The 20,899-nt window shown below is 66.2% G+C and carries 18 protein-coding genes; 6 read left to right on the top strand and 12 right to left on the bottom strand.

Going from position 1 to position 20,899, the window contains the following annotated elements:
- Positions 1–75 precede the first annotated feature (75 nt).
- Both N416_RS0100790 and N416_RS0100795 read right to left on the bottom strand, forming a co-directional pair.
- On the bottom strand, positions 76–1,590 hold the full coding sequence (locus tag N416_RS0100790) for an NAD(P)/FAD-dependent oxidoreductase (protein ID WP_024440235.1): 1,515 nt from the start codon (positions 1,588–1,590) through the stop codon (positions 76–78).
- 126 nt (positions 1,591–1,716) lie between these two features.
- Positions 1,717–3,672 (bottom strand): hypothetical protein, encoded by a 1,956-nt coding sequence (locus N416_RS0100795; protein WP_125078198.1) that lies wholly within the window; start codon positions 3,670–3,672, stop codon positions 1,717–1,719.
- A gap of 152 nt (positions 3,673–3,824) precedes the next feature.
- On the opposite strand from N416_RS0100795, the gene N416_RS0100800 reads away from it, so the two are divergent.
- On the top strand, positions 3,825–5,054 hold the full coding sequence (locus N416_RS0100800; RefSeq protein WP_024440237.1) for a CdaR family transcriptional regulator: 1,230 nt from the start codon (positions 3,825–3,827) through the stop codon (positions 5,052–5,054).
- A 109-nt stretch (positions 5,055–5,163) separates the two neighbouring features.
- On the top strand, positions 5,164–6,546 hold the full coding sequence (locus tag N416_RS21170) for a cellulase family glycosylhydrolase (protein WP_051190136.1): 1,383 nt from the start codon (positions 5,164–5,166) through the stop codon (positions 6,544–6,546).
- A 29-nt stretch (positions 6,547–6,575) separates the two neighbouring features.
- Here N416_RS21170 and N416_RS0100810 read toward each other — a convergent pair whose 3' ends face one another.
- Positions 6,576–7,322 (bottom strand): TetR/AcrR family transcriptional regulator, encoded by a 747-nt coding sequence (locus N416_RS0100810; RefSeq protein WP_369797553.1) that lies wholly within the window; start codon positions 7,320–7,322, stop codon positions 6,576–6,578.
- A gap of 57 nt (positions 7,323–7,379) precedes the next feature.
- On the opposite strand from N416_RS0100810, the gene N416_RS0100815 reads away from it, so the two are divergent.
- Positions 7,380–8,561, top strand: a complete 1,182-nt coding sequence (locus N416_RS0100815) for an NAD(P)/FAD-dependent oxidoreductase (protein ID WP_024440240.1) — start codon at positions 7,380–7,382, stop codon at positions 8,559–8,561.
- A gap of 18 nt (positions 8,562–8,579) precedes the next feature.
- Here the strand turns inward: N416_RS0100815 and N416_RS0100820 are convergent, their stop codons facing one another.
- Entirely contained in the window at positions 8,580–9,293 is a 714-nt protein-coding gene (locus tag N416_RS0100820) for a LysR family substrate-binding domain-containing protein (RefSeq protein WP_024440241.1), read from the bottom strand.
- 28 nt (positions 9,294–9,321) lie between these two features.
- On the opposite strand from N416_RS0100820, the gene N416_RS0100825 reads away from it, so the two are divergent.
- Positions 9,322–9,708 carry a DUF5997 family protein gene (locus N416_RS0100825; protein ID WP_024440242.1) on the top strand — a complete coding sequence of 129 codons (387 nt, stop codon included), beginning with the start codon at positions 9,322–9,324 and terminating at the stop codon, positions 9,706–9,708.
- Between the two features lie 153 nt (positions 9,709–9,861).
- Positions 9,862–13,206, top strand: coding sequence for a BTAD domain-containing putative transcriptional regulator (locus N416_RS0100830; protein ID WP_024440243.1), 3,345 nt, complete (start codon positions 9,862–9,864; stop codon positions 13,204–13,206).
- Positions 13,207–13,271: 65 nt separating this feature from the next.
- Here the strand turns inward: N416_RS0100830 and N416_RS0100835 are convergent, their stop codons facing one another.
- On the bottom strand, positions 13,272–14,006 hold the full coding sequence (locus N416_RS0100835) for a hemerythrin domain-containing protein (RefSeq protein WP_024440244.1): 735 nt from the start codon (positions 14,004–14,006) through the stop codon (positions 13,272–13,274).
- A gap of 157 nt (positions 14,007–14,163) precedes the next feature.
- Entirely contained in the window at positions 14,164–14,973 is an 810-nt protein-coding gene (locus N416_RS0100840) for a class I SAM-dependent methyltransferase (protein ID WP_024440245.1), read from the bottom strand.
- A 126-nt stretch (positions 14,974–15,099) separates the two neighbouring features.
- Between N416_RS0100840 and N416_RS0100845 the strand changes: the two genes are divergently transcribed.
- The gene (locus N416_RS0100845) at positions 15,100–15,774 is read left to right on the top strand and encodes a helix-turn-helix domain-containing protein (RefSeq protein WP_024440246.1); all 675 of its coding nucleotides are present in this window, start codon (positions 15,100–15,102) and stop codon (positions 15,772–15,774) included.
- Between the two features lie 7 nt (positions 15,775–15,781).
- Here N416_RS0100845 and N416_RS0100850 read toward each other — a convergent pair whose 3' ends face one another.
- From N416_RS0100850 to N416_RS0100875, 6 genes are all read right to left on the bottom strand, one after another.
- On the bottom strand, positions 15,782–16,165 hold the full coding sequence (locus tag N416_RS0100850; RefSeq protein WP_024440247.1) for a VOC family protein: 384 nt from the start codon (positions 16,163–16,165) through the stop codon (positions 15,782–15,784).
- Between the two features lie 149 nt (positions 16,166–16,314).
- Positions 16,315–16,665 carry a DUF732 domain-containing protein gene (locus N416_RS23050; RefSeq protein WP_155943298.1) on the bottom strand — a complete coding sequence of 117 codons (351 nt, stop codon included), beginning with the start codon at positions 16,663–16,665 and terminating at the stop codon, positions 16,315–16,317.
- A gap of 225 nt (positions 16,666–16,890) precedes the next feature.
- Positions 16,891–19,062, bottom strand: coding sequence for a class 1b ribonucleoside-diphosphate reductase subunit alpha (gene nrdE, locus N416_RS0100860; RefSeq protein WP_024440248.1), 2,172 nt, complete (start codon positions 19,060–19,062; stop codon positions 16,891–16,893).
- Positions 19,029–19,487, bottom strand: coding sequence for a class Ib ribonucleoside-diphosphate reductase assembly flavoprotein NrdI (gene nrdI, locus N416_RS0100865; protein WP_024440249.1), 459 nt, complete (start codon positions 19,485–19,487; stop codon positions 19,029–19,031). Before nrdI ends, nrdE begins: the two co-directional genes overlap by 34 nt.
- A gap of 58 nt (positions 19,488–19,545) precedes the next feature.
- A complete protein-coding gene (locus tag N416_RS0100870) occupies positions 19,546–19,785 on the bottom strand; it encodes a redoxin NrdH (protein WP_024440250.1) in 240 nt (79 codons plus the stop codon).
- 400 nt (positions 19,786–20,185) lie between these two features.
- A complete protein-coding gene (locus tag N416_RS0100875; protein WP_024440251.1) occupies positions 20,186–20,857 on the bottom strand; it encodes a DedA family protein in 672 nt (223 codons plus the stop codon).
- Positions 20,858–20,899 lie beyond the last annotated feature (42 nt).

Here is a 20,899-nt window from a genome sequence, read left to right on the forward strand (position 1 = left end):
AATCTAGGCCTCTGACACTACCCCTGGGGGCCGACAACCCGCGCCAACACAAGAAGTTGTGTTCTGCGTGTCGGGTCACCCGACGCCCGAAAAACGGTACTCACCCGCCCGCAACGTGCGAGTGGACTGCCAGTACTGCCAGGTCATACCGCTCCACAGGGTCCGGTTGACACCGTGCTCGTCCAGATACCAACTGTTGCAGCCGCCGGTGATCCACACCGAGCCGGCGAGCTTGTCCTGCAACTCGGCGTTGTAGCGGTCCTGTGCGGCCCGGCTGGGCGCCAACGCCTGCGCACCGAGCTTGTCGACGGCGGCGATCGCCTGTGCGACGTAGCGGATCTGCGACTCGATCATGAACACCACCGAGGTGTGACCGAGCGCGGTGTTGGGGCCGAGCAGGAAGAACAGATTGGGCATGTCGGCCACCGCGATCCCGTGATGCGCCACCACCCCCTCACGGTTCCAACGATCCACCAGGTCTTCGCCGTGCGGGCCCTTCACGTCGACGTAGGTGTAGGAGTCGGTGACGTGAAAACCGGTGGCGCCCACGATGACGTCGCACGCGTGCTCGACGCCGTCCGCGGTGACGATCCCGGTCGAAGTGATCCGGGCGATCCGTTCGGTGATCAGCGTCGTCTTCGGGTCGGCTACCGCCTGGTAGTAGTTGGGCGAGTACAAGATTCGTTTGCAGCCGGCGCGGTAGTTCGGTGTGAGCCGGCGACGCAGCTCCTTGTCGCGCACGTTGCGTCGGATGTTCCATTTCGCTACCAGTTCGACGGCACGCAGCAGGCTGGGGCGTTTGGTCATCGCGTAGCCCAGGCCTTCCAGCCACCAATAGATCCCCCAGCGCACCGCCAGCCGGAGCCCCGGCACACTCGCGAAGGCTTTGAGCAGCGCCCGCGGGAAGGGCGAGTTGGGCCGCGGTACCACCCACGGCGGGGTGCGCTGATACAGCTGTACCTGCGCGACATCGGCATTGCGCACCAGCTCCGGAACGATCTGGATGGCACTGGCGCCGGTGCCGATCACCGCGACCTTCTTACCGGCCAATTCGACACTGTGATCCCACTGGGCGGAGTGGAACATCGCACCCTCGAACTGCTCGATGCCCTCGATCTCGGGCAGCCGCGGGATATGCAATCCGCCGGCACCGGAGATGACGAACTGCGCGATGTATTCCTGCCCGGTATCGGTGAACACGTGCCAGCGGTACTCGCCGTCGTCCCAATGCGCACGTTCGACGCGCTCACCGAATCGGATATGGCGGCGCAGCCCGTACTTGTCGGTGACGCCCTTGAGGTAGTCGAAGATCTCCGGCTGCGGCGAAAACAGCTTGCTCCAGGTGGCCTTCGGCTCGAAGGAGAACGAGTAGAGGTGCGACGGCACGTCGCAGGCGCAGCCCGGGTAGGTGTTGTCCCGCCACGTCCCGCCGACTTCGTCGGCCTTTTCCAGGATGAGGAACTCCACACCCTGCTTCTGCAGCGCAATCGCCATACCCAGGCCGGAAAAACCGGTCCCGATGATGAGTGCCCGCGTGCGGATCGCTGCACGTTGGCCGGCGTCCTCGGCGGTGTGATGGGTCAGCGTCATCGCGCATCCCTCCCTTTCGGGGTCTCGATGTTCAGTGTCTTTTGCGGGCCTGTGTCCGTCAACGCCCGTGCCGCCTGCCCGCAGGAGGTCCGCGGGCAGGCGGCACGGCGCGTGATTAGTCCCGGATCAGCCCATCATGGCCGCTATGACCTGTTGGTTCAGGTCGACCAGTGACTCCATCAGCGGCGAGTACGGACTCAGGTCGAAGCTGTTGCCGGCGTTGAGGATTCCGGTCGCCATGTCGTCGCGGCCATTGAGCAGGCCCGCGATAATGCCGGTGGTCGGGTCGTCCCAGGCCATGTCGAAGACCGTCCCCAGCCTTTCCAGACCACCGGTCAGCGTGCTCCAGGCCTGCGTCCAGTCACCGGAATTGATGTCGCCCTGCAATCCCTCCCAGGTCTGGTCCGCGACCGCCTTCGAACTCATCATGGCCAGCAGCAGCGGCATCTCGATGTCTTTGAACGCCAACGGCATATTGCCGATGAATGCCGCCATGGCACCAGCCGGGTTGGTCAGGAACTCCGAGGCGACGGCGTCCAGGTGTGGCATCAGCGCGGGGTCGCTCATCCGGTCCCAGACCGTCGGCGCGTCAGCCTGGCTGCCGAAGATCTTCTCGAAGTTCTCCTCGCCCATCGCGGCGACAACCTGGTAGCGCAGGAGGTTGGCCCCCAGCCAGGAGATGTCGTGGTCCTGGTTCTGGTTGTAGTTCCAATTGAACAGGCGCTCGTGCAGCAGCGCCGCCTGCTCTTCGGGGCTGACCAGGGGGTGATCGGCCGGCAGGTAATCCTTGACGTCGGCAACGTTGACCACCTGGGAGAACGTCTGGGAGCCCGTCGGGTTGCCCTCCACACCCTGCCAGCGGATCCCGAGCATTCCGTTGGCGAGGCCGCCGGTGTCGATCCAGTTGGCGACCCCGGGGTCTTTGCCGCTGATGACGTAGTAGGTGTAGCCGTCGGGATCCTCGAACGTCTGGGTGCTGTTCAGGCTGCCCTGCGCGGTCACGATCGGGACGTTCTGTCCCCACGCATTGGCCAGCTCAAGGCCCGAGTACCTTGCGTCGAGGTTGGGCACCTTGACGATCAATGCCTCGTCGTCATCGAGGCGGAAGTGTCCCATTGTGCTGTATTGACCGGGCATGAGTCCGTTGATCGCGGTGGTGGACGATGCGACCGGCGTCATCCAGTTGACCGGGAGCTTGTTCGGGATTGCGGTCTGGTCGTAGTAGACGGCGTCGGCGTTGGTGGTGGGAATGTCCCTGGCGACGTTGCTCAACAGCGTCGTCAGCTGGTCATCCGAGAGGAAGGGCAGGTGGTAGGTCGGCGCGACGCCCTCCTGTTGGAGCGAGAAGAAGTCGTGCGGCAGTCCGGCGTCACCGATGGAGTTGCGAATAAGCATGGTTTCGGCACCGGTGGTGTCGATCCAGTTCCCGTCGTGCGGCGTCGGGCTGAAGGTGATCGTGTAGCTGCCGTCCGCGTTCGGCGTGGCCCCGGACAGGCTGAGCACATGGCCGGTCGGCAGGTAGCCCTGCTCAGAGCCGATCGTGCCGGACAGGGTAGTGAACGACACGTCGAGGCTGCCAGGGCCGGGGTGGACCGTCATGGTGTACGTGCCGTCCGCGCTGATCGGGATGACGCCGTACTGGTTGTCCGGGTTCACCAGGATGTAGAACTGTCCCGGGTCGGCCGAGTTTGCGTCCCACGGAAACCCGAGCAACCACTGGATTCCGGTGTTGGGGTTGTACATCTCGCCGTATTGCAACACCAGCTCGGTGGCCGCCAGCCCCTGGATGTACTGCGGCAGCGAGTCAAGGTCCGACGGGATGATGAACGGGTACTGGCTGTTCGTGTCGTACACCTGCTGCTGCGCGTCGAGCAGTTGGTCGATGATCGATTGCATGGCCGCCGTCGGCCCCGTCGCGGCGACCGCGTGCGGAGTCGCCAACGTCATGGCCAGCGCCCCGGCCACAACTCCCGGAGCGGTGGCGGCGAGGACGCGCAGCCGCTGCCGCACCCGACGCCGGTGAACGGCCTTTTCGTTGGCGCGCTCGACGGCTGCGCGTTGTAGGGATCCGGTGCGCGACATGTGGTCCTCCAGTGTGGTCAAGGTGCGCTGTGACGGCTGTCACCTGATAGCGACCTGATTGTTCGGGGAACCGAGGCAGACACGAAAGAGCATTTATCACCTAATCGGCGCACCTACCGGTGCATAATGCACCACCGACATATGCTGTGCCCATGGACTGGGCACGGCCATCCGAGCCGGTACGCGAGCTGATCCGGCACGGCGCCCAGCTGATGCTCAGCGCTCCCCCAGAGTCACTCGACGAACTCCACCAGGCCACCCTTTCGGCCGTATACACCCAAGCCATAGCTTCTGATCCGGTTCTCGCCGAAGGCATCCGCCGCAGCAACCGCGCCAACCTGCTGCACTGGGCGGCCGCCAATGTCAGCCACCCCGGCGAACCGGTACCGGCCAACCTCGCGACGGAGTCACTGCTCATCGTCCGCGACGGATTTCGCCGGGGCCTGGATGAATCGGCCGTCCTCGATGCCTACCGAGTGGGAACGAATGTGGCGTGGCGGTCGTGGATGCACACCGCGTTCACGCTCACGAACGACCCCGACGAACTGCGCGAACTACTCGACGTCACGGCCCGGTCGTTGACCTCGTTCATCGATGCCACCATCGCCGGAATCGGCGAGCAGATGCAGCGGGAACGTGAAGCCCTCACCAGGGGCACCCACGCCGAGCGCCGGGAGACCGTCGCACTGATCCTCGACGGGGCGGCGATCACCAAGCAGCGCGCCGAGAGCCGGCTCGGCTACCGCCTCGACCAAAGCCATACCGCGGCAGTGATCTGGGGAGACGAGTCGACCACCAACCTGTCCGATCTCGATGCCGCCGCGGAGGCCTTGATACGTACCGACGACGGCCAGCGCGCCCTGTCAGTGCTCGCCAGCGCAGCGACCCGCTGGGTGTGGGTGCCCGGCCCGGCAGGCCCGGACCTGGCCGCCGTCTCTACCGCGGTGAGCAACCTGCCGGGGGTGCAGATCGCTATCGGGACGACTGCCCACGGTCTCGACGGCTTTCGACGCAGCCACCTGGACGCCATCACGGCACAGCGCATGATGGTGCGACTGAAGTCCACCCAGCGGGTGGCCAGGTTCGCCGATATCGAGCTCGTCGCCTTGATCAGTGCCGAGCCGGAATGGGCGGACCGGTACATCACCCGAACGCTCGGCGACTTCGCGTCGGCCGACGCCGAACTGCAGCAGACCGTCCTGACCTTCGTCCATCAGCAGTGCAACGCCTCGCGCGCGGCCGCCCACCTGTTTATTCATCGAAATACGTTGCTGCGTCGGATTGCTCGGGCCGAGGAGCTGTTACCGAAGCCGTTGGAAGACAGCAGCCTGTATGTCGCGGTCGCGTTGGAAGCGCTGCACTGGCGCGGCGGCGCGGGTTAACCGCGACGAATACCGCACCTGAGAGTGTCTTCAGCGTGACCTGAAATTTGTCTCGGACCGGCGCTACGCTCAACCCACCATCACTGTCGAGGCGGTCCCGTTGATCACTGTGCGTCGCATCCACACGGCACTCGCCGCGGCCATCCTGGCCGTCGCAACTCTGACCGGCGCCGCCAGCATTCCCACGGCCCACCCCGGCACCGCCCCGCCGGTCGCGGCACCGCAGGTAATCCACCTCGAGACGATCACCCTGGTCAACACCGAGACCAGCGATGTCAGCAGCCAGGTTTTCGGGGTGGCCGACTCCGAGCTGTACAACCTGAACCAAGCCGACCTCGTCGCCCAGCTCAGCGAGATCCGCGATCTCGGGGTCACCGATCTGCGCCTGGGGGTGCCGTGGCTCTACATCCAGCCCACGGCCACCACCTACGACTGGGCCCAAATGGACAACGTGATCAACACGGCGCATTCGATGGGCTTCACGATCACTGCTGCCATCACCGGCACGCCCGCCTGGGACGGTCCCGTCATCTCTGGCGCACCACACCCGACCGCCTATGCGAATTTCGCCGCCGAGGTCGCCGAACGCTATAGCGGCGAGATCTCGTCCTATGAGATCTGGAACGAGCCCAATGGAGTGATCTTCTACTCCCCGGTCAGCGCCGAGTCCTACACCAGCGTGCTGCAGGCGGCCTATACCGCGATCAAAGAGGTCGACCCCGACGCCATCGTGCTGGCGGGAGCGTTGGGCGCGACCACCACCATCGCGGGGCTCAGCGTCAGTCCCCAAGAGTTCCTGGAGCAGATGTACGCCAGTGGGGCCCACGGCTATTTCGACGCGGTGAGCTACCACCCCTACCACTACACGCTGCCGTTCTCCGCCGGACTGGGCGTGACCAACTCGCCTTTGGACCAAGTCTTGGCCCTGAATGCGATCATGGCCGCCAACGGTGACGGCGCTCTGAAAATCTGGGCCACCGAGTACGGCCATCCCACCACCCCGGTGTTCGGTGTGAGCGAGACCGTGCAGGCCAGCTTCCTCGAAGACTTCCTGATCGCCTGGTCCAAGCTCCCGTTCGCCGGCCCGGCGTTTGTCTACAGCGCCCAAGACGTGGCGACCGGAATGCTTAACCACGAGGCCAATTTCGGCCTGTTCACCGACGACGGCACGCCCAAACCAGCCGCCGAGGTGCTGGCCAACCTGATCGCCGCCAGCGCCAACGGCGCCCTGCCGGACTACACCGCCCCACCGCTGCCCGAAGCCGAGGTGGTATACATCCAGCTGGCCTCGCTGGTCTCCGGCGTGATCAATCAGAGTCTGATCATCCCCAACGCCCTCATGGGGGCGCTCTACCAAGTGCTGCCGGAGCCCCTGCAGCAGGCATTCACCGCGTTGTCCGACTTCATCACCGCAGCCACCACCCAATTTCTGGAGGCCACCAAACCACTGGTCGTGGACACCATCAGCCTCTTGCTCGACCTCGGGTTCTAAAGACCCGCTCGGATCAGCCGAACAGGCAGTCAGGCGACCGGCTGGCTGCGAACCGCCGACTGAATCGGTTGGTCGGGGTCCATCACGATGCCGAGGTTCTGAGCGGTGCCGCTGACGACGCTGATCATGATGGTCGTCAGGTAGGCCACGAAGGTGTCGCGCGGCATGCGCCGGGGGCTGTCCAGTTCCGGGCCCAGCCACCAGTCGGTGGCCGAGGTCGCGCTTCCGAAAGCCGCAAACGCGGCCAGATCCAGCGCGCCGCGGTTGAGATCCAGGTCCTGCAGTTCGTTGTTGATCATCTCGGCCATGGCCAGGGTGATGGTCCGGCCTTCGTTGAGTGCCCGCATCCGCGACTCGGCCTGCGCACGCGCCCGCCCCTGGATGAAGAACCGCAGCACATTGGGGTGCTCGTCGACCAAGGCGACGTACTCTTCCACGCTGCGCTGGACGATGTCGCGCAGCGAATTGGTGGCGACATCGATGGAGGCGAAGATCGCTGTCCACAGGTCGTCGCGCAGCCGAGCCCCGACCGCCTCGAACAGGTCGTCCTTGTCGGCGAAATGCCGGTAGATCTTGGGCTTGGCGGTGCCGGCTTCTTCGGCGATCTCACGCACGCTGACTTCAGGGCCGAGCCGGTCGATGGACCGGAATGCGGCGTCGACGATCTCGCGGCGGACCTTCTTGCGATGCTCGCGCCAACGCTCGCTGCGCGCGTCAACCTTCTGCCCGCCGTTTTCGGTCGGCTTGGGTCTCGTCGTTCCGCGCACGTCAAGCACCTTACCGCGTTGCCGCCGCTGACCTGGGCAGACCGGCCGTCGGCTAACATCGCCGCTGTGGTGCAGCGATTCGACCTTGCAGTTGTCGGCGGAGGTCCAGCAGGGTCGGCGGCCGCCTGGCAGGCCAGGCAGGCCGGCGCGAGCGTCGTCGTCTTGGACAAGGCGGAGTTCCCGCGGGACAAGCCGTGCGGCGACGGACTGACCGCACGCGCGGTCAGCTACCTGCAGAAAATGGGCCTGGCCGAGCAGGTAGAAAAGTTCCACCGGGTCAACCGTGTGAAGGTGTACAGCCCCAGCGAGTGGGAACTGTCGTTCCCACGCCGACCCGGCATGCCCGACCATGGCTACGTCGCACGCCGGCCAGACCTGGACACGTTGCTGCTCAAGCACGCCGAATCCGCCGGTGCCGAGATTCGGCAGTCCGCCGAGGCCGCCGGCCCGGTCCTCGACGACACCGGCCGCGTGACCGGGGTGCTGCTCAAGAGCGGGGAAAAGGTGCTGGCGGATGCGGTGATCGCCGCCGACGGTGCCTACTCGCCGATCAAGCGGGCACTGAATCTCGACTCGGACTACAACGGCTACTCCGCGATCGCGATCCGCGCCGAGATGCCGGCCGTCCGGCCCGACGTCGACTCCCTCGACATCTACTTGAAGCTGGTGTTTCAGGGCGACCAACTGCCCGGCTACGGGTGGGTGTTCCCGCTGGGTGATGGCCGGGTCAACATCGGCTTGGGCTACGTCAACAGCTACAAGAACTGGCAGGCCATCAACGCCACGCACTTCCTCGGCGACTTCCTCGAGACCCTGCCCCGGGAGTGGGAACTCCCGTCGATCACCGAGCTCAAGCAGTCCAAGACCGTGCGCGCCTGGCGCCTGCCGATGGGCTTCACCGCGTGGCCACCGTGGCGGCCCGGGGTGCTGTTCACCGGGGACTCCCTGGGTGCGGGCCGGCCGACCTCGGGTGCCGGGATCTCCAAGGCGCTGGAGTCGGGGCTGGCCGCCGGCGAGTGTGCGGTGGCGGCGCTGCTCAACGGCGGGCCCGACGATTTCACCAACTACGCGCAGCGGATGGAAGCTGCCTGGGGCCGGGAGTACAGGCGCGGCCGGTTCTTTCACAAACTTGCCGGCAGGCCCGCGCTGGCCAACGCCGGACTCAAACTGCTCGACAATGCCCGATTCCGCGATATGCTGCTCGCCCGGCTGTACAAGGGCCAGGAAGGGCCGGCGCACTCCCACTGAACCGCGCGGCGGGCTGTCTCAGCGTCGACCGCGACCGGCTCCGCCCGGCTTGCGCGCGGTGTTGCCGGCAGCCGCTCGGGCGGCCTGCTTGGCAAGGGTCTTCTCGCGCGCGGTGCGTTTGGGTGCCGGCTGGGACTGTCCCCGCGACGAACCGGGTTTGCGACCCCGCACAATGCCGACGAACTCTTCAACCAGCGCCGTCTGCGGTCCTTCTGCGAAGGCGAGCGACACCGGGCAGGTGGGCGCATCGCTGATCGGACGGTAGGTGAGGTCCTTGCGGTGATACAGCCGCGCCAACGACTGCGGAACGATCAGCGCGCCCAGCCCGGCTGCGACGAGTTCTATGGCGTCCTTAGTAGTTTCAGGGCGATGATCGATCGGCTTGCCGGGCGCGTCCGCCCAGGCGACGACGTCATCGAGTGGGAGCAGCAGCGGCTCGCCGTCGAGGTCCGCCGAGGTGATCTCATCGACGGCATTGAAGACGTGGTCCTTGGGCACCACAGCCACCGTCGTCTCCTCGTAGAGCGGAATGACAGCCAGCCCTGAGGTGTCGGACATTGGCCGCAGCAGCGCCACATCGACGGTGCCGGCCCGCACCGCAGCGGCCGCGTCTGCGGCTTCAACGGTATGCAGCAGCAACGGAACGTCCGGATGCCGCTCCGCCCAGACTCGTCCCCACTTTGCGGGCGTCCCGCCAGGGACGTAGCCGAGCGTGAGGGAAGGCGGGTTCACCGCATCAGGCTACCGATAGGCTGGCGCCATGAGCAGGCCGAACGCACAGTCCATGAAACCCGCCACGGCGGCCAAAAAGCTGGACGTATACCTGCCCGCCACACCCGCGGAGTTCCAGGAGAACGCGATCACCCGCACCGAGCTCGCCGCCTTGCAGGCCGAACCGCCCCAGTGGCTCAAAGACCTGCGTAAGAACGGGCCGCACCCGAAGAACCTGGTGGCCGCCAAGCTGGGCATCTCGATCTCCGGTCTGACCCGTAGCGGCGTGGACAATGTGCTGACCACCGAGCAGATCGCTGCGCTGCTCGAAGAGAAGCCGGAGTGGCTGGTCGCCGAGCGCGAGAGCTACCAGGAAGTCCTGCGCGAGCAGCGGCGCATCAAGGCGCTGCATGCCGACCAAGCCCGCGAAGACTGATCCAGCACTGCAGCGCAGTCATCGGCCGATGCTCCCAAACCATCAAGTCACGAGAGGCGTTGCGGCGCTGGGGACTCCGCGCATAAGCAAGGAGAACAGTGGTTGGACATCACCGAGACCAGGGGAACCGATCTCCCCGGTAGCATCATCGGCGTGAATTTGGCTGTCCTCGGCCCGATCCGCATCCTGCGGGACGACGCGCCGGTTGACCTGGGGACACCCCGGCAGCGCGCCGTGATCGGAGCGCTCGCCCTGGCACAGGGCAAGCGGGTCTCGGTCGAGGCACTCGCCAATCGGGTGTGGGGCGAGTCAGCGCCCGCCTCTGCGACGGCCACCCTGCACAGCTACATCGGCAAGTTGCGCCGCATTCTGGAACCGGGGCGCGGTCCTCGCCAGACGGCCACGGTACTGGTTCGGGAGCACGCCGGCTACGCGCTGCGCATCCCGGCGAACGAACGTGACGATGTCGCCCTGCAGCAGACGGTGACCGAGGCGCGCGCCACATTGACCGAACTCACCGACTTCGATCGTCCGGCCGCGGCTGGGCATGCCGCCGACCGGATCGCGCGGGTTGCGATGGCGCTCGATGACCGACTGTCGTGCTGGCGCGGCGAACCCTATCCGGAACTCGGCGACGACCCGGCCGCGGTCGCAGAGCGGGTGCGGCTCGCCGACTTACGGGCCGCCGCCCGGGAACTGCGGATCGTCGCCGGTCTGGCGATCGGCGAACACGACGAGGTGGTGGGTGAACTCGCTGCCCTGTGCGCCGAGAATCCGCTGCACGAACGTTGGTGGTCGCTGTGGGCGGTCGCCCTCTTCCGCTGCGGGCGACTGCCCGACTCGCTCGCCGCGCTGCAGACCCTACGGGCCGAACTGGCCGATGAGCTGGGACTCGATCCCAGCGAGGCGGTCCGTACCCTACAGAGCGCGATCCTGCGCCGTGATCCTGCGCTCGGGTGGCCGGCGCCGTCGACCGGCTCGCCGGCTTCGGTCATCACAACGCTCAGCGCCGAGGACACACCACGCCCGGCCCCCTTCGCCCGACCACGCTGGCCGCTGGTGGGACGCGCCCCGGAACAACGCCGTCTCCGGGCCGAGGCGGAGGCCACCGCAGCGGGCACACCAGGCGTCACCGTCGTCGTGGGCGAACCCGGCGCCGGGAAGACCCGCCTGCTGGCCGCGTTCGCGGAGGACGCGGCCACGCTTGGCTTCCGGATCGGGGTGGGGCGCTGCCGGGACACCGACCAGCCGGAACTGTGGCCGCTGGCGGAGGCGCTGGCCGGGATTTCTGGCCGCCCGACGACAATCCTCTACGAGGAGCTGACCTCCGGTTCCGAATTCGCGCTGCGCGATCTGGCCGTGCGGCTGACTGCGGAATCCGCCGCGAGGGTGCCGACGGCCCTGGTCGTCGAGGACTTGCATTGGGCCGGTCCGATAGTGATTCGGGCGCTCACGGCTCTGATCGAGAGGCTCACCGATCAACGGCTCCTGCTGATCACGACCACGCGGCCGGACCCCGCAGAAGGCTCCGAACTTCAACGATTCCTGCGCGCCACCGCCCGCGGGCAGGGCAGCCGGATCGAGTTGGGTCCGCTTCCGGTCGACGCGGTGGAGCCGCTGGCGGAAGCGGTAGCCGGATCCGCCATCGGCAATGACCGAGCGCACGCGCTGTGGAACCGGACCGGTGGCAACGCGCTGTACCTGGTGGAACTGCTGCAGAGTGCGGGCGCGCCCAGCGGCACCCTCGCGGACGTGGTGCTGGAGCGAGTCGGGGCTCTCCCCGCCGAGACGGTCGAGGCGCTCCGCGCGGCCAGTGTGCTCGGAACAACGTTTCAGACCGCGGATCTCGCCGGGATGACGGTCACGGACCCCGGGCGCACGATCGAACTCCTGGAGCCCGCGCGCCGGGCCGGGATCGTGGCTGACACGGGTGCCGGATTCCGGTTCGGCCACGTGATCGTGCAGGAGGTGATCCATCGGTCATTGGCCGGGGATGCCCGCGCCGACCTGCACCGCCGCGCTGCGGAGGTCGCCGCGAACGGCGACCTGAATCGGGCTGATGTGCGGGCATCGGTTCAGCACCATCTGCGCGGCGCCGCGCCGACGGACCCCGCTACCGGCTGGCGCATGCTGGTCGAGACCGCGCAGTACGCGCGGGCCGGCGCCCACTACGACGAAGAGGCGGCGCACCTGGTCTTGGCATTGGATCTGCAACGGGCCGACCGCACGGCTTCGGCCCGGGAACGCTACGAACTGCTCATGCTGGCCACCGACGCGCACCGGTGGTCAGGTGATTGGCAAGGAGTCTCGGACTGCGTGGATGCCGCGACGCTGCTGGTCGGCCGGCTCGGCGACCCGGCCGACCAGAGCGCCACCGCGGAGTTGGCGGCACGAACCCTGTCCGCCAACCTCGACGGGGCGCTGTGGCAGGTCAGGTCCTACGGCGAGGTGCACGCCCCGGTGGTCGACGCGCTCACCGAGGTGCTGCCGCAGCTGCCGCCCCATAGGACTGCGGTGCGCAGTCGGGCGCTGCTGACGCTGGCTATGGAGCTGTTCTATTCCGGTGACGTGAATCGGATCGACGCCCTGGTCGCCGAGGCACTGGACGTGGCGCGCCCGATCGACGACCCGCGGGTCCGGGCGTCGGTGCAGCTGGGCGCGTACGTGGCGCGGTTCCGCCCGGATGCGGCGGCGCACCGGGCCGAGTATCTGCGGCTCGCCCGGGCGGACGCCGAGCTGCTGGGTGACCCGCGCTTGGAGATGATGGTCGCGACGCTGGCCACCGGCTTGGCCAACGAGCTCGGCGACGCGGACGCGGTGTGGTCCGGTATCCGGGCGCTCACCAGCCGGCTGCGCTCGGCCGGGCTTGGCACCGCCGAGGTGGTACTGCACACCGTCGCCGCGCCCTGGCACGCGATGGCCGGCGACGACGATGCCGCGGTCGCGTCTGTGCTGCGGCTGCAGGAGCTGGCGGTCGAAGTGCGGACCCCCAACGTCTTCGAGGCGGCCCAGGTGGCGGGCGCGCTGGCGTGCCTGCACGCGGACCGCGCGGCCGAGTTGTTGCCCACCCTGGACGGGTTCCTCCAGGACAGCCGGATTCCGGCCGCCTCGACGGTGGCGTTGCTGCTGCTGCGCGCCGGCGAGCGGGAACGCGCGGCTGCCTTCGTGGAGGCTCATCCGCTGCCCGCCGAACGCCACACCTTCCTCGGATCCGTGTTTGCCGCGATGAGTTGCGAGATCGCGTTGGAACTCGACCGCCCGGATCTCGCGGTGGACGCCTTTAGTTACCTGCGGGACTACTCGGGGCGGATGGCGAGCGCGGGGACCGCCGCGGCGATCGGCCCCGTGGACCTGTTCCTGGCCTACGGGGCCGCGGTCACCGGGGATACCGTGGCGGCCGCCGCGTATGCGGACGCGGCGGCCGACCAGGCCGGCCGCTGGCGGTTGTCGCGCATCGGGGCGCGGATCGGCGAGATGCGGCGCCGGCACGGCTTCTGATCGACGGTGTTATGCGGTGGTCCAGCCTTCGCTTCCCCTGCGGCGAGCCTCGCTGAACTGCCGGTTCAGCGCACCAAACTCGTGCCCACGGTCGTGCCCGCCGGCACCGCGACGAACGCGGCGTCGTCGAGCCGCTGGAAACGACGCCGCCCGATCCGCAGCATCGCCTTCAGGGGTAGCGGAGCCTCGGCGAGCAGCTCGGAGGCCGTCGGATCCGGGAGGTCTTTGAAGGCCCAGGGCAGCATCTGGGTGAGCTCGCGGACGCTCATGCCGCCCCGCAACTTGGTCCGCTCGAGATGGTCCCACTCGTCGCCGCCGATCCGTGCCTGCAGCACCACGTTCGCATCGCGCTCCTCGTGTGAGAGGTGACCGGTGAGGCAGGCGTAGGCCTCGTCGACGCCTGAGGTCAGCGCCTCCCGATCGGGCGTGCCGACGCCGATCGTCATCGCCTCGAGACCGGCTCGCACCCGCAGCAGCAGCGGGTCGATCTGATCGTGTTCGGTGTCCATGGCGTCCAGGACGGTGAGTGCGTGGGCGTCGCCATCGACCTCGGCGCGCATCCGCAGCAGCGGCCAGAGCACCACGTCCTCCTTGTGATGGTGATCGTGCAGCACGGTGGACAGCAGGTCCCACCGCGCCAACAGGGCGCGCCAGGTGCGCCCGTCGGTGAACGGTGTGCGGCGCACCGCGATGCAGAAGTGCGTGAGGTCACGCCGGAATCCGTGGTGCATCACGTACATCATCCGCAGGTCAGCGGGTCCTTCGGGGGCGGCGGCCTGGCCGGGCAACAACACGGTCACAAAGACTCCTCTGCATCAGGGATGCCCATTCGGGCGTCCTCGTCGCGAACGATGGCAGAGTGCACTGGTAGTCCACTGGTGGCTGACTTGCGCGCGAATGCGCTGACGCTCGCGAGCGGCTGATCCAGGAAGCCTCCGAGTCACCAGCCGGCCGGAATCAGGACTTGCCCGCAGTCAGCAACAGGTATTCCCAGTCCATGGACCCGCGCCGCAGCGCGCGATCGGCCAGCGCCGCGATGTCGGCGTCGAGTGCAGCCACGCGATCCGGGTCCTCGGCGATCCCCCGGTAGGCCGCGATCGTCGGCCCGTAGTTCGCCTTGAAGTACTCGCGCAACGCGACGCCGTCACCGAAGGCGGAGACCGTGAGCACCCGGCGTTCGGTCGCAACATCGCCAACCGCCTCGCCCAGTAGCGCACGCACGTAAGGCTCGCTGCCCCACAGCGGTGGCACGGACGCTCCCACCGGTGGAGGCGGCACGTACGGCTTCATGGCCGTGAACAGCTGGCCGATGAAACCCTCTGGCGTCCAACTGATCACACCGATGCGGCCACCGGGCCGGCAGACTCGGATCAATTCGTCGGCAGCCGATTGATGGTGTGGTGCGAACATCACGCCGATACAGGACATCACCACGTCGAACTCATCGTCATCGAACGGCAGCGTCTCGGCGTTGGCCTCGCGCCAGTCCAGCACGACACCCTGTTCGGCGGCCTTCGTGCGGCCCTGCTGCAGCAGCTGCGGGCAGAGGTCGCTGGCCACCACGTGAGCGCCGGTGGCCGCCGCGGGGATCGCGGCATTGCCGGTTCCGGCAGCGACGTCGAGCACTCGGTCCTGCCGCCGGATTCCGCAGGCCGTCACGAGTACCGGCCCCAACGGTGAAACCACGTCGGTGGCTATCGCCGCATAGTCACCTAGCGCCCACAGCGCACGGTGCTTGTCCTCGATGTCGTTCACTACCGCGTTCATCGGTTCTTCCTCTCGCCCCGGTGAACCCATCGTCGGTCCGGCCGGCGAACGCATCCAGTTCTAGATCTGTACTGGGCAGGCCTGCTGCGAGACCATAGATTCGGGCGATCCACGAAAGGAACGCAGATGTCGGGATACGACCAGTTCTGTCCGATGGCCAAGGCCATGGAGCTGCTCGACGAACGCTGGACCTTGCTGGTGGTGCGTGAACTGTTGCTCGGCAGCACCCACTTCAACGATCTACGTCGCGGTGTGCCCAAGATGTCACCGGCGCTGCTGTCCAAGCGACTCAAGTCACTTGTCCGCGCCGGCGTCGTGGAGCGCACCGAAATCGACGGCCGTGCAACGTATTCGCTGACCCCGTGCGGCCAGGATCTGGCCGGCGCAGTGGAAGCGCTCACCGCGTGGGGGGTGCGCTGGATCAGCGACCTCGGCGACGCCGACCTCGACCCGCACCTGTTGTTCTGGGACATCCGCCGCACCATCCCAGTCGGCGCCTGGCCGCGGTCACGCACGACGCTGCAGTTCGTTCTCGACGGAGTGGCCGCCAAGGCGTCGCGGTGGTGGCTGGTGGTTGCCGACGGCAAAGCCGAGGTGTGTGACTTCGACCCCGGCTACGAGGTGACCGGCACCGTCGAGACCAGCCTGCGGGTCCTGACCCGGATCTGGCGCGGCGACGTCGGCTGGTCACACGCCATGCACGACGGCAGTGTTGCCTTGTCGGGAACTACTGATGTCCGTCGCGCCATTCCCAGCTGGCTCGGGCAGGGCAGATCGGCCGCGGTCCCCCGGCCGGCCTGAGTATCGCTCAGGGCAGGTTGAGCTGCCAGGACACCCCGAATCGGTCGCTGACCCAGGCGAACGCGGTGGAGAAGCCGTAATCACCGAGCGGCATCAAAGTGGCGCCGCCCTCCCCTAGCTCGGCCACCAGCCGTTCCAGCTCCGCGCGGTCGGCGACGTCCACGAACAGTGAGCTCGACGGGGTGAAGTCGAAGCCGTGCTTGACCGCGCTGTCGCTGACCAGCACCCGCAGCCCGGCCAGGTCGAGCTCGGCCAGCATGATGCCGGTGGCCGGTTCGGGATGCGGCGTCGAGGACACCACCGAGGCTCCCGGGAACGCGGCCAGGTACATCTCGATCGCGACGGCGGCGGTGCCGCCCTGAAACATGAGAAACGGTCTGATCCGGGTCACGCAGCCCACCCTATCCACGCAGTCAGGGCCAGGCTCGGAAAAAGAAGCGGGCCGGGGAGCAATATTCCCTGGCCTGCAATCGTTTCGAAGTGCCCTGCCGACCTTTCACTGCTGGTTCCCCGCCCGATCAAGATAATTCGGCTGGCCGATCAACACAGGTAGCGTTCGGCGGAATCGACCAGACGGCTGACGCTTCCACGATCCAGGCCGTCGTGGCGGTTCACACCCAGCTTGCGTGCTGCCCTGCTGACGACTTGAGCGGCCTCACCGCGCGACTCGGGGATTGTCCGTCCATCCGGCCCCTTGCGCAGGACGTGACATGCTTCATGACCCAATTGCAGCGCCTGGTTATCCCGTAACCGGACCCTCACCGTGTTGTGCACCTCCCGGAGGTAGCTGTTGGCGTCGGCGTGTGCGGTACCAACTGCCAGTGAAGGGAGAGTCGAGAGAAGGACTGCTGCCAGCATGATCCGCGAGCACCGCGCTTTGACCTGGGCCATATGCCGCCTTTCCTCGGTTTACCCGCAAAGAAGTGAACGTTGAAACTGATTCACACAGGAACTTCACGCCAAGCATAAACACTTGGTCGCGGCACCCGAAAGTGCCATCTACGTCAAGACTGTTCAGGCAGGCAAGCAGTCGATCGACCGAGGGACTTCAGACCTCCATCAAAAGCAGACGGGCCAGGGGATGTCTCCCCTGGCCCGCGTGTCGTCGGAAAATTGTCACAACATGCAGCTGACGCAATTTTCCACCTGCGTGCCTTCCAGCGCCATCTGCCGCAGGCGGATGTAGTACAGCGTCTTGATTCCCTTGCGCCAGGCGTAGATCTGCGCCCGGTTGACGTCGCGAGTGGTCGCGGTGTCCTTGAAGAACAGCGTCAGGCTCAGCCCCTGGTCCACATGCTGGGTGGCCGCGGCGTAGGTGTCGATGATCTTCTCGTAGCCGATCTCGTAGGCGTCCTGGTAGTACTCCAGGTTGTCGTTGGTCATGTAGGGCGCCGGGTAGTAGACCCGGCCGATCTTGCCTTCCTTGCGGATCTCGACCCGCGCCACGATCGGGTGGATCGACGACGTCGAGTGGTTGATGTAGGAGATCGATCCGGTCGGGGGGACGGCCTGCAGGTTCTGGTTGTAGATCCCGTGGGTCTGCACCGATTCCTTGAGCCGGCGCCAATCGTCCTGTCCCGGGATCCGGATGCCCGCCTCGGCGAACAGCTCACGCACCCGCTCCGTCTTGGGCTCCCACACCTGCTCGGTGTACTTGTCGAAGAACTCGCCGGAGGCGTACTTGGAATCCTCAAAGCCCACGAATGACGTACCCCGTTCCAGGGCAAGGCGATTCGACGCGCGCAGTGCGTGATACAGCACCGTGTAGAAGTAGATGTTGGTGAAGTCGATGCCCTCTTCGGAACCGTAGAAGATCCGCTCCCGGGCCAGGTACCCGTGCAGGTTCATCTGGCCCAGTCCGATGGCGTGCGACTGGTTGTTGCCCTGCTCGATCGACGGCACCGACCAGATGTGGGTCTGATCCGACACCGCGGTCAGCGCCCGGATGGCGACCTCAATGGTCTGGCCGAAGTCGGGCGAGTCCATCGCCTTGGCGATGTTGAGCGAACCCAGGTTGCAGGAGATGTCCTTGCCCACCTTGGAGTAGGACAGGTCGTCGTTGAACTCCGACGGAGTGGAGACCTGCAGGATCTCCGAGCACAGGTTGGAGTGGGTGATCTTGCCCGCGATGGGGTTAGCCCGATTGACGGTATCTTCGAACATGACGTACGGGTAACCGGATTCGAACTGCAGCTCGGCCAGGGTCTGGAAGAACTCGCGCGCCTTGATCTTGGTCTTGCGGATCGCGGCGTTGTCGACCATCTCGTAGTACTTCTCGCTGACGGAGATGTCGGCGAACGGCACCCCGTAGAACTTCTCGACGTCGTAGGGCGAGAACAGGTACATGTCCTCGTTCTTCTTCGCCAGCTCGAAGGTGATGTCGGGGATCACCACGCCCAGGCTCAGCGTCTTGATCCGGATCTTCTCGTCGGCGTTCTCCCGCTTGGTGTCCAGGAAGCGGTAGATGTCGGGGTGGTGGGCATGCAGGTACACCGCACCGGCTCCCTGACGGGCGCCGAGCTGGTTGGCGTAGGAGAACGAGTCCTCCAGCAGCTTCATGATCGGGATGACCCCGGAAGACTGGTTCTCGATGTTCTTGATCGGGGCGCCATGCTCGCGAATGTTGCTGAGCAGCAATGCCACTCCACCACCACGCTTGGACAGCTGCAGGGCGGAGTTGATCGATCGGCCGATCGACTCCATGTTGTCTTCGATGCGAAGCAAAAAGCAGCTGACCGCCTCGCCGCGCTGCTTCTTGCCGGAGTTCAAAAACGTCGGGGTGGCGGGCTGGAAGCGGCCGTCGATGATCTCCTCGACGAGTTGCTCGGCCAGCTTGGTGTCACCGGCGGCCAGAGTCAGCGCCACCATGCACACCCGGTCCTCGAACCGCTCCAGGTAGCGCTTGCCGTCGAAGGTCTTCAGCGTGTAGGAGGTGTAGTACTTGAACGCCCCCAGAAAGGTCGGGAACCGAAACTTCTTGGCGTAGGCCCGATCCAGCAGCGACTTGACGAAGTTGCGCGAGTACTGGTCGAGCACCTCGCGCTCGTAGTACTCCTTCTGGATCAGGTAGTCGAGCTTCTCGTCCTGATTGTGGAAGAAGACCGTGTTCTGGTTGACGTGCTCCAAGAAGTACTGACGGGCGGCCAGCACATCCATGTCGAACTGGATCTTGCCGTCGGCGTCATACAGATTGAGCATCGCGTTGAGGGCGTGGAAGTCCAGCTCGCCCACCGGAACGCTGCGGGTGGTCGGGGTTACCTGCTCTGCAGTTGCAGCGGTTGGTGGCATGCTTCGTCCTTCCAGAAATCAGCCAAGCCCGCGCGGACGGCTTGTACGTCCTCGTCGGTTCCCATCAATTCGAATCGGTACAGGTACGGCACTCCGCACTTGCGGGACACCACGTTGCCCGCGTAGCAGAACTCCGCGCCGAAGTTGGTGTTGCCGGCCGCGATCACGCCACGCAGTAGCCGCCGGTTGTGTTCGTTGTTCAAAAAAGCGATGACCTGCTTCGGCACGTAGCCGCCCTGGTCCATATCGGGCTGGTGACGTCCTCCGCCGTAGGTCGGCAGGACCAATACATAGGGGTGGTCGATCTCGATGCGTCCGTGCAGCGGGATCCGGATCGCCGGCAGGTCGAGCTTCTGCACGAAGCGGTGGGTGTTCTCCGACACCGAAGAGAAATACACCAGGCTGCATTCCGACTCCGCAGACATGGCGACCCCCTTCAGCTCTCAGTCAGACTCCACCCGTACCCGACCCGACGTCCGGCCGCTACGCGCTCAGCGCGGTCTGCGACAGCGCCTTGATGCGGTCCGGCCGAAACCCCGACCAGTGCTCGTCGCCGGCGACCACGACCGGGGCCTGCAGGTAGCCCAGCGCCATGACGTAGTCACGGGCGTCGGGGTCCAGCGAGATGTCGACCTTCTCGTAGGCGATGCCCTGTTTGTCCAACGCCTTGTAGGTGGCGTTGCACTGCACGCACGCGGGCTTGGTGTAGACAGTGATGCTCATGGCGGCAGACTCCTCAGCGAATCGTCGACAACGAACGGGTGACGGATCGGGCACTACGTTTCAGCGGGCCGTCAGGACTTTCCGTTCTCCAGCTCCGCAGCCGTGGCAGAGCACCCAATAGGTGCCGGTTGCCGCGGCCCGGATAACTGGAAGATCCCGGGCCTGTCGGTCCCCCGAACACTACACCTAGTGGTCATCCCTCGGGGTTAATACTAGATGTTCTGAACGACATTGTTGAAATTCGCTGGTCGTAAGCTTGCGACGCCATCCGCGTCGGCGTGTCGCATCTCACATTCTGACGTCTTTCTCCTCATAACCGCAGGTTTACCACTCGGCACCGACACGTGAGCGGGGCAAGCCGCCGACAACCACCGACCAGCAAACCCTTCTGCCGCGCGGGTCAGCGCATACCGGCAGGTACCGACTCCGGCGGATTCTCGGCATCTACCTGAGCCGGACGCGTGCTGTCCCGCCGCAGACGACCGCCCACGACACCCAGCAACACCGGGACCAGCGAGACTGCGATGACCGCCAGCAGAACCAGGTCGAGGTGGGCCCGGACGAACCCGATGCCGCCCAGCAGATACCCCAGCAAAGGAACGCCCGCACCCCAGGCCACGGACCCCGCGATGCTATAGGCGGTGAAGGTGCGGTGGCGCATTCCAGACGCCCCGGCCAGGACCGGGGTGAGGGCCCGCGCCACCGCCACGAAGCGCGCCAGAAAGACCGTGGCCTTGCCGTGGACGGCGAAGTAGCGCTGGGCCCGTTCCACCTGTCGATGGCCGAGCCGTCGGGCCGCCCGCGTCTCCAGGACCGCCGGTCCCGCCTTGGCACCGAGGAGATAGCCGCACTGGTCGCCGGCGATCGAGGCGGCCGGCACGCTCAGGACCAGCAGCCAGATCGGAACCGCCGGGTGAACTTGAGCGGCCAGCACTCCCGCGGTGAACAGCAGCGAGTCGCCGGGCAGGAAGAAACCCACCAAGAGGCCTGTCTCGACGAACACGACCGCCAGCACACCCAACAGACCGAACGTGGCGATCAAGGTGTCGGGGTTGGTAGTAATTCCGGTCATGGCCCCAGCTTGTCCGCGAGGCGCTGTGGGACCGCTGAGAAG

The sequence above is a fragment of the Mycobacterium sp. UM_WGJ genome, assembly GCF_000455125.1.
Taxonomy (GTDB): domain Bacteria; phylum Actinomycetota; class Actinomycetes; order Mycobacteriales; family Mycobacteriaceae; genus Mycobacterium.

Coding starts and splice junctions, on each gene's coding strand:
- N416_RS0100875 (WP_024440251.1), bottom strand. CDS start 20,857: ATGACCGGAATTACTACCAACCCCGACACCTTGATCGCCACGTTCGGT.
- N416_RS0100845 (WP_024440246.1), top strand. CDS start 15,100: ATGTCGGGATACGACCAGTTCTGTCCGATGGCCAAGGCCATGGAGCTG.
- N416_RS0100800 (WP_024440237.1), top strand. CDS start 3,825: ATGGACTGGGCACGGCCATCCGAGCCGGTACGCGAGCTGATCCGGCAC.
- N416_RS0100870 (WP_024440250.1), bottom strand. CDS start 19,785: ATGAGCATCACTGTCTACACCAAGCCCGCGTGCGTGCAGTGCAACGCC.
- nrdI (WP_024440249.1), bottom strand. CDS start 19,487: ATGTCTGCGGAGTCGGAATGCAGCCTGGTGTATTTCTCTTCGGTGTCG.
- N416_RS0100795 (WP_125078198.1), bottom strand. CDS start 3,672: ATGTCGCGCACCGGATCCCTACAACGCGCAGCCGTCGAGCGCGCCAAC.
- N416_RS0100825 (WP_024440242.1), top strand. CDS start 9,322: ATGAGCAGGCCGAACGCACAGTCCATGAAACCCGCCACGGCGGCCAAA.
- N416_RS0100790 (WP_024440235.1), bottom strand. CDS start 1,590: ATGACGCTGACCCATCACACCGCCGAGGACGCCGGCCAACGTGCAGCG.
- N416_RS0100840 (WP_024440245.1), bottom strand. CDS start 14,973: ATGAACGCGGTAGTGAACGACATCGAGGACAAGCACCGTGCGCTGTGG.
- N416_RS23050 (WP_155943298.1), bottom strand. CDS start 16,665: ATGGCCCAGGTCAAAGCGCGGTGCTCGCGGATCATGCTGGCAGCAGTC.
- nrdE (WP_024440248.1), bottom strand. CDS start 19,062: ATGCCACCAACCGCTGCAACTGCAGAGCAGGTAACCCCGACCACCCGC.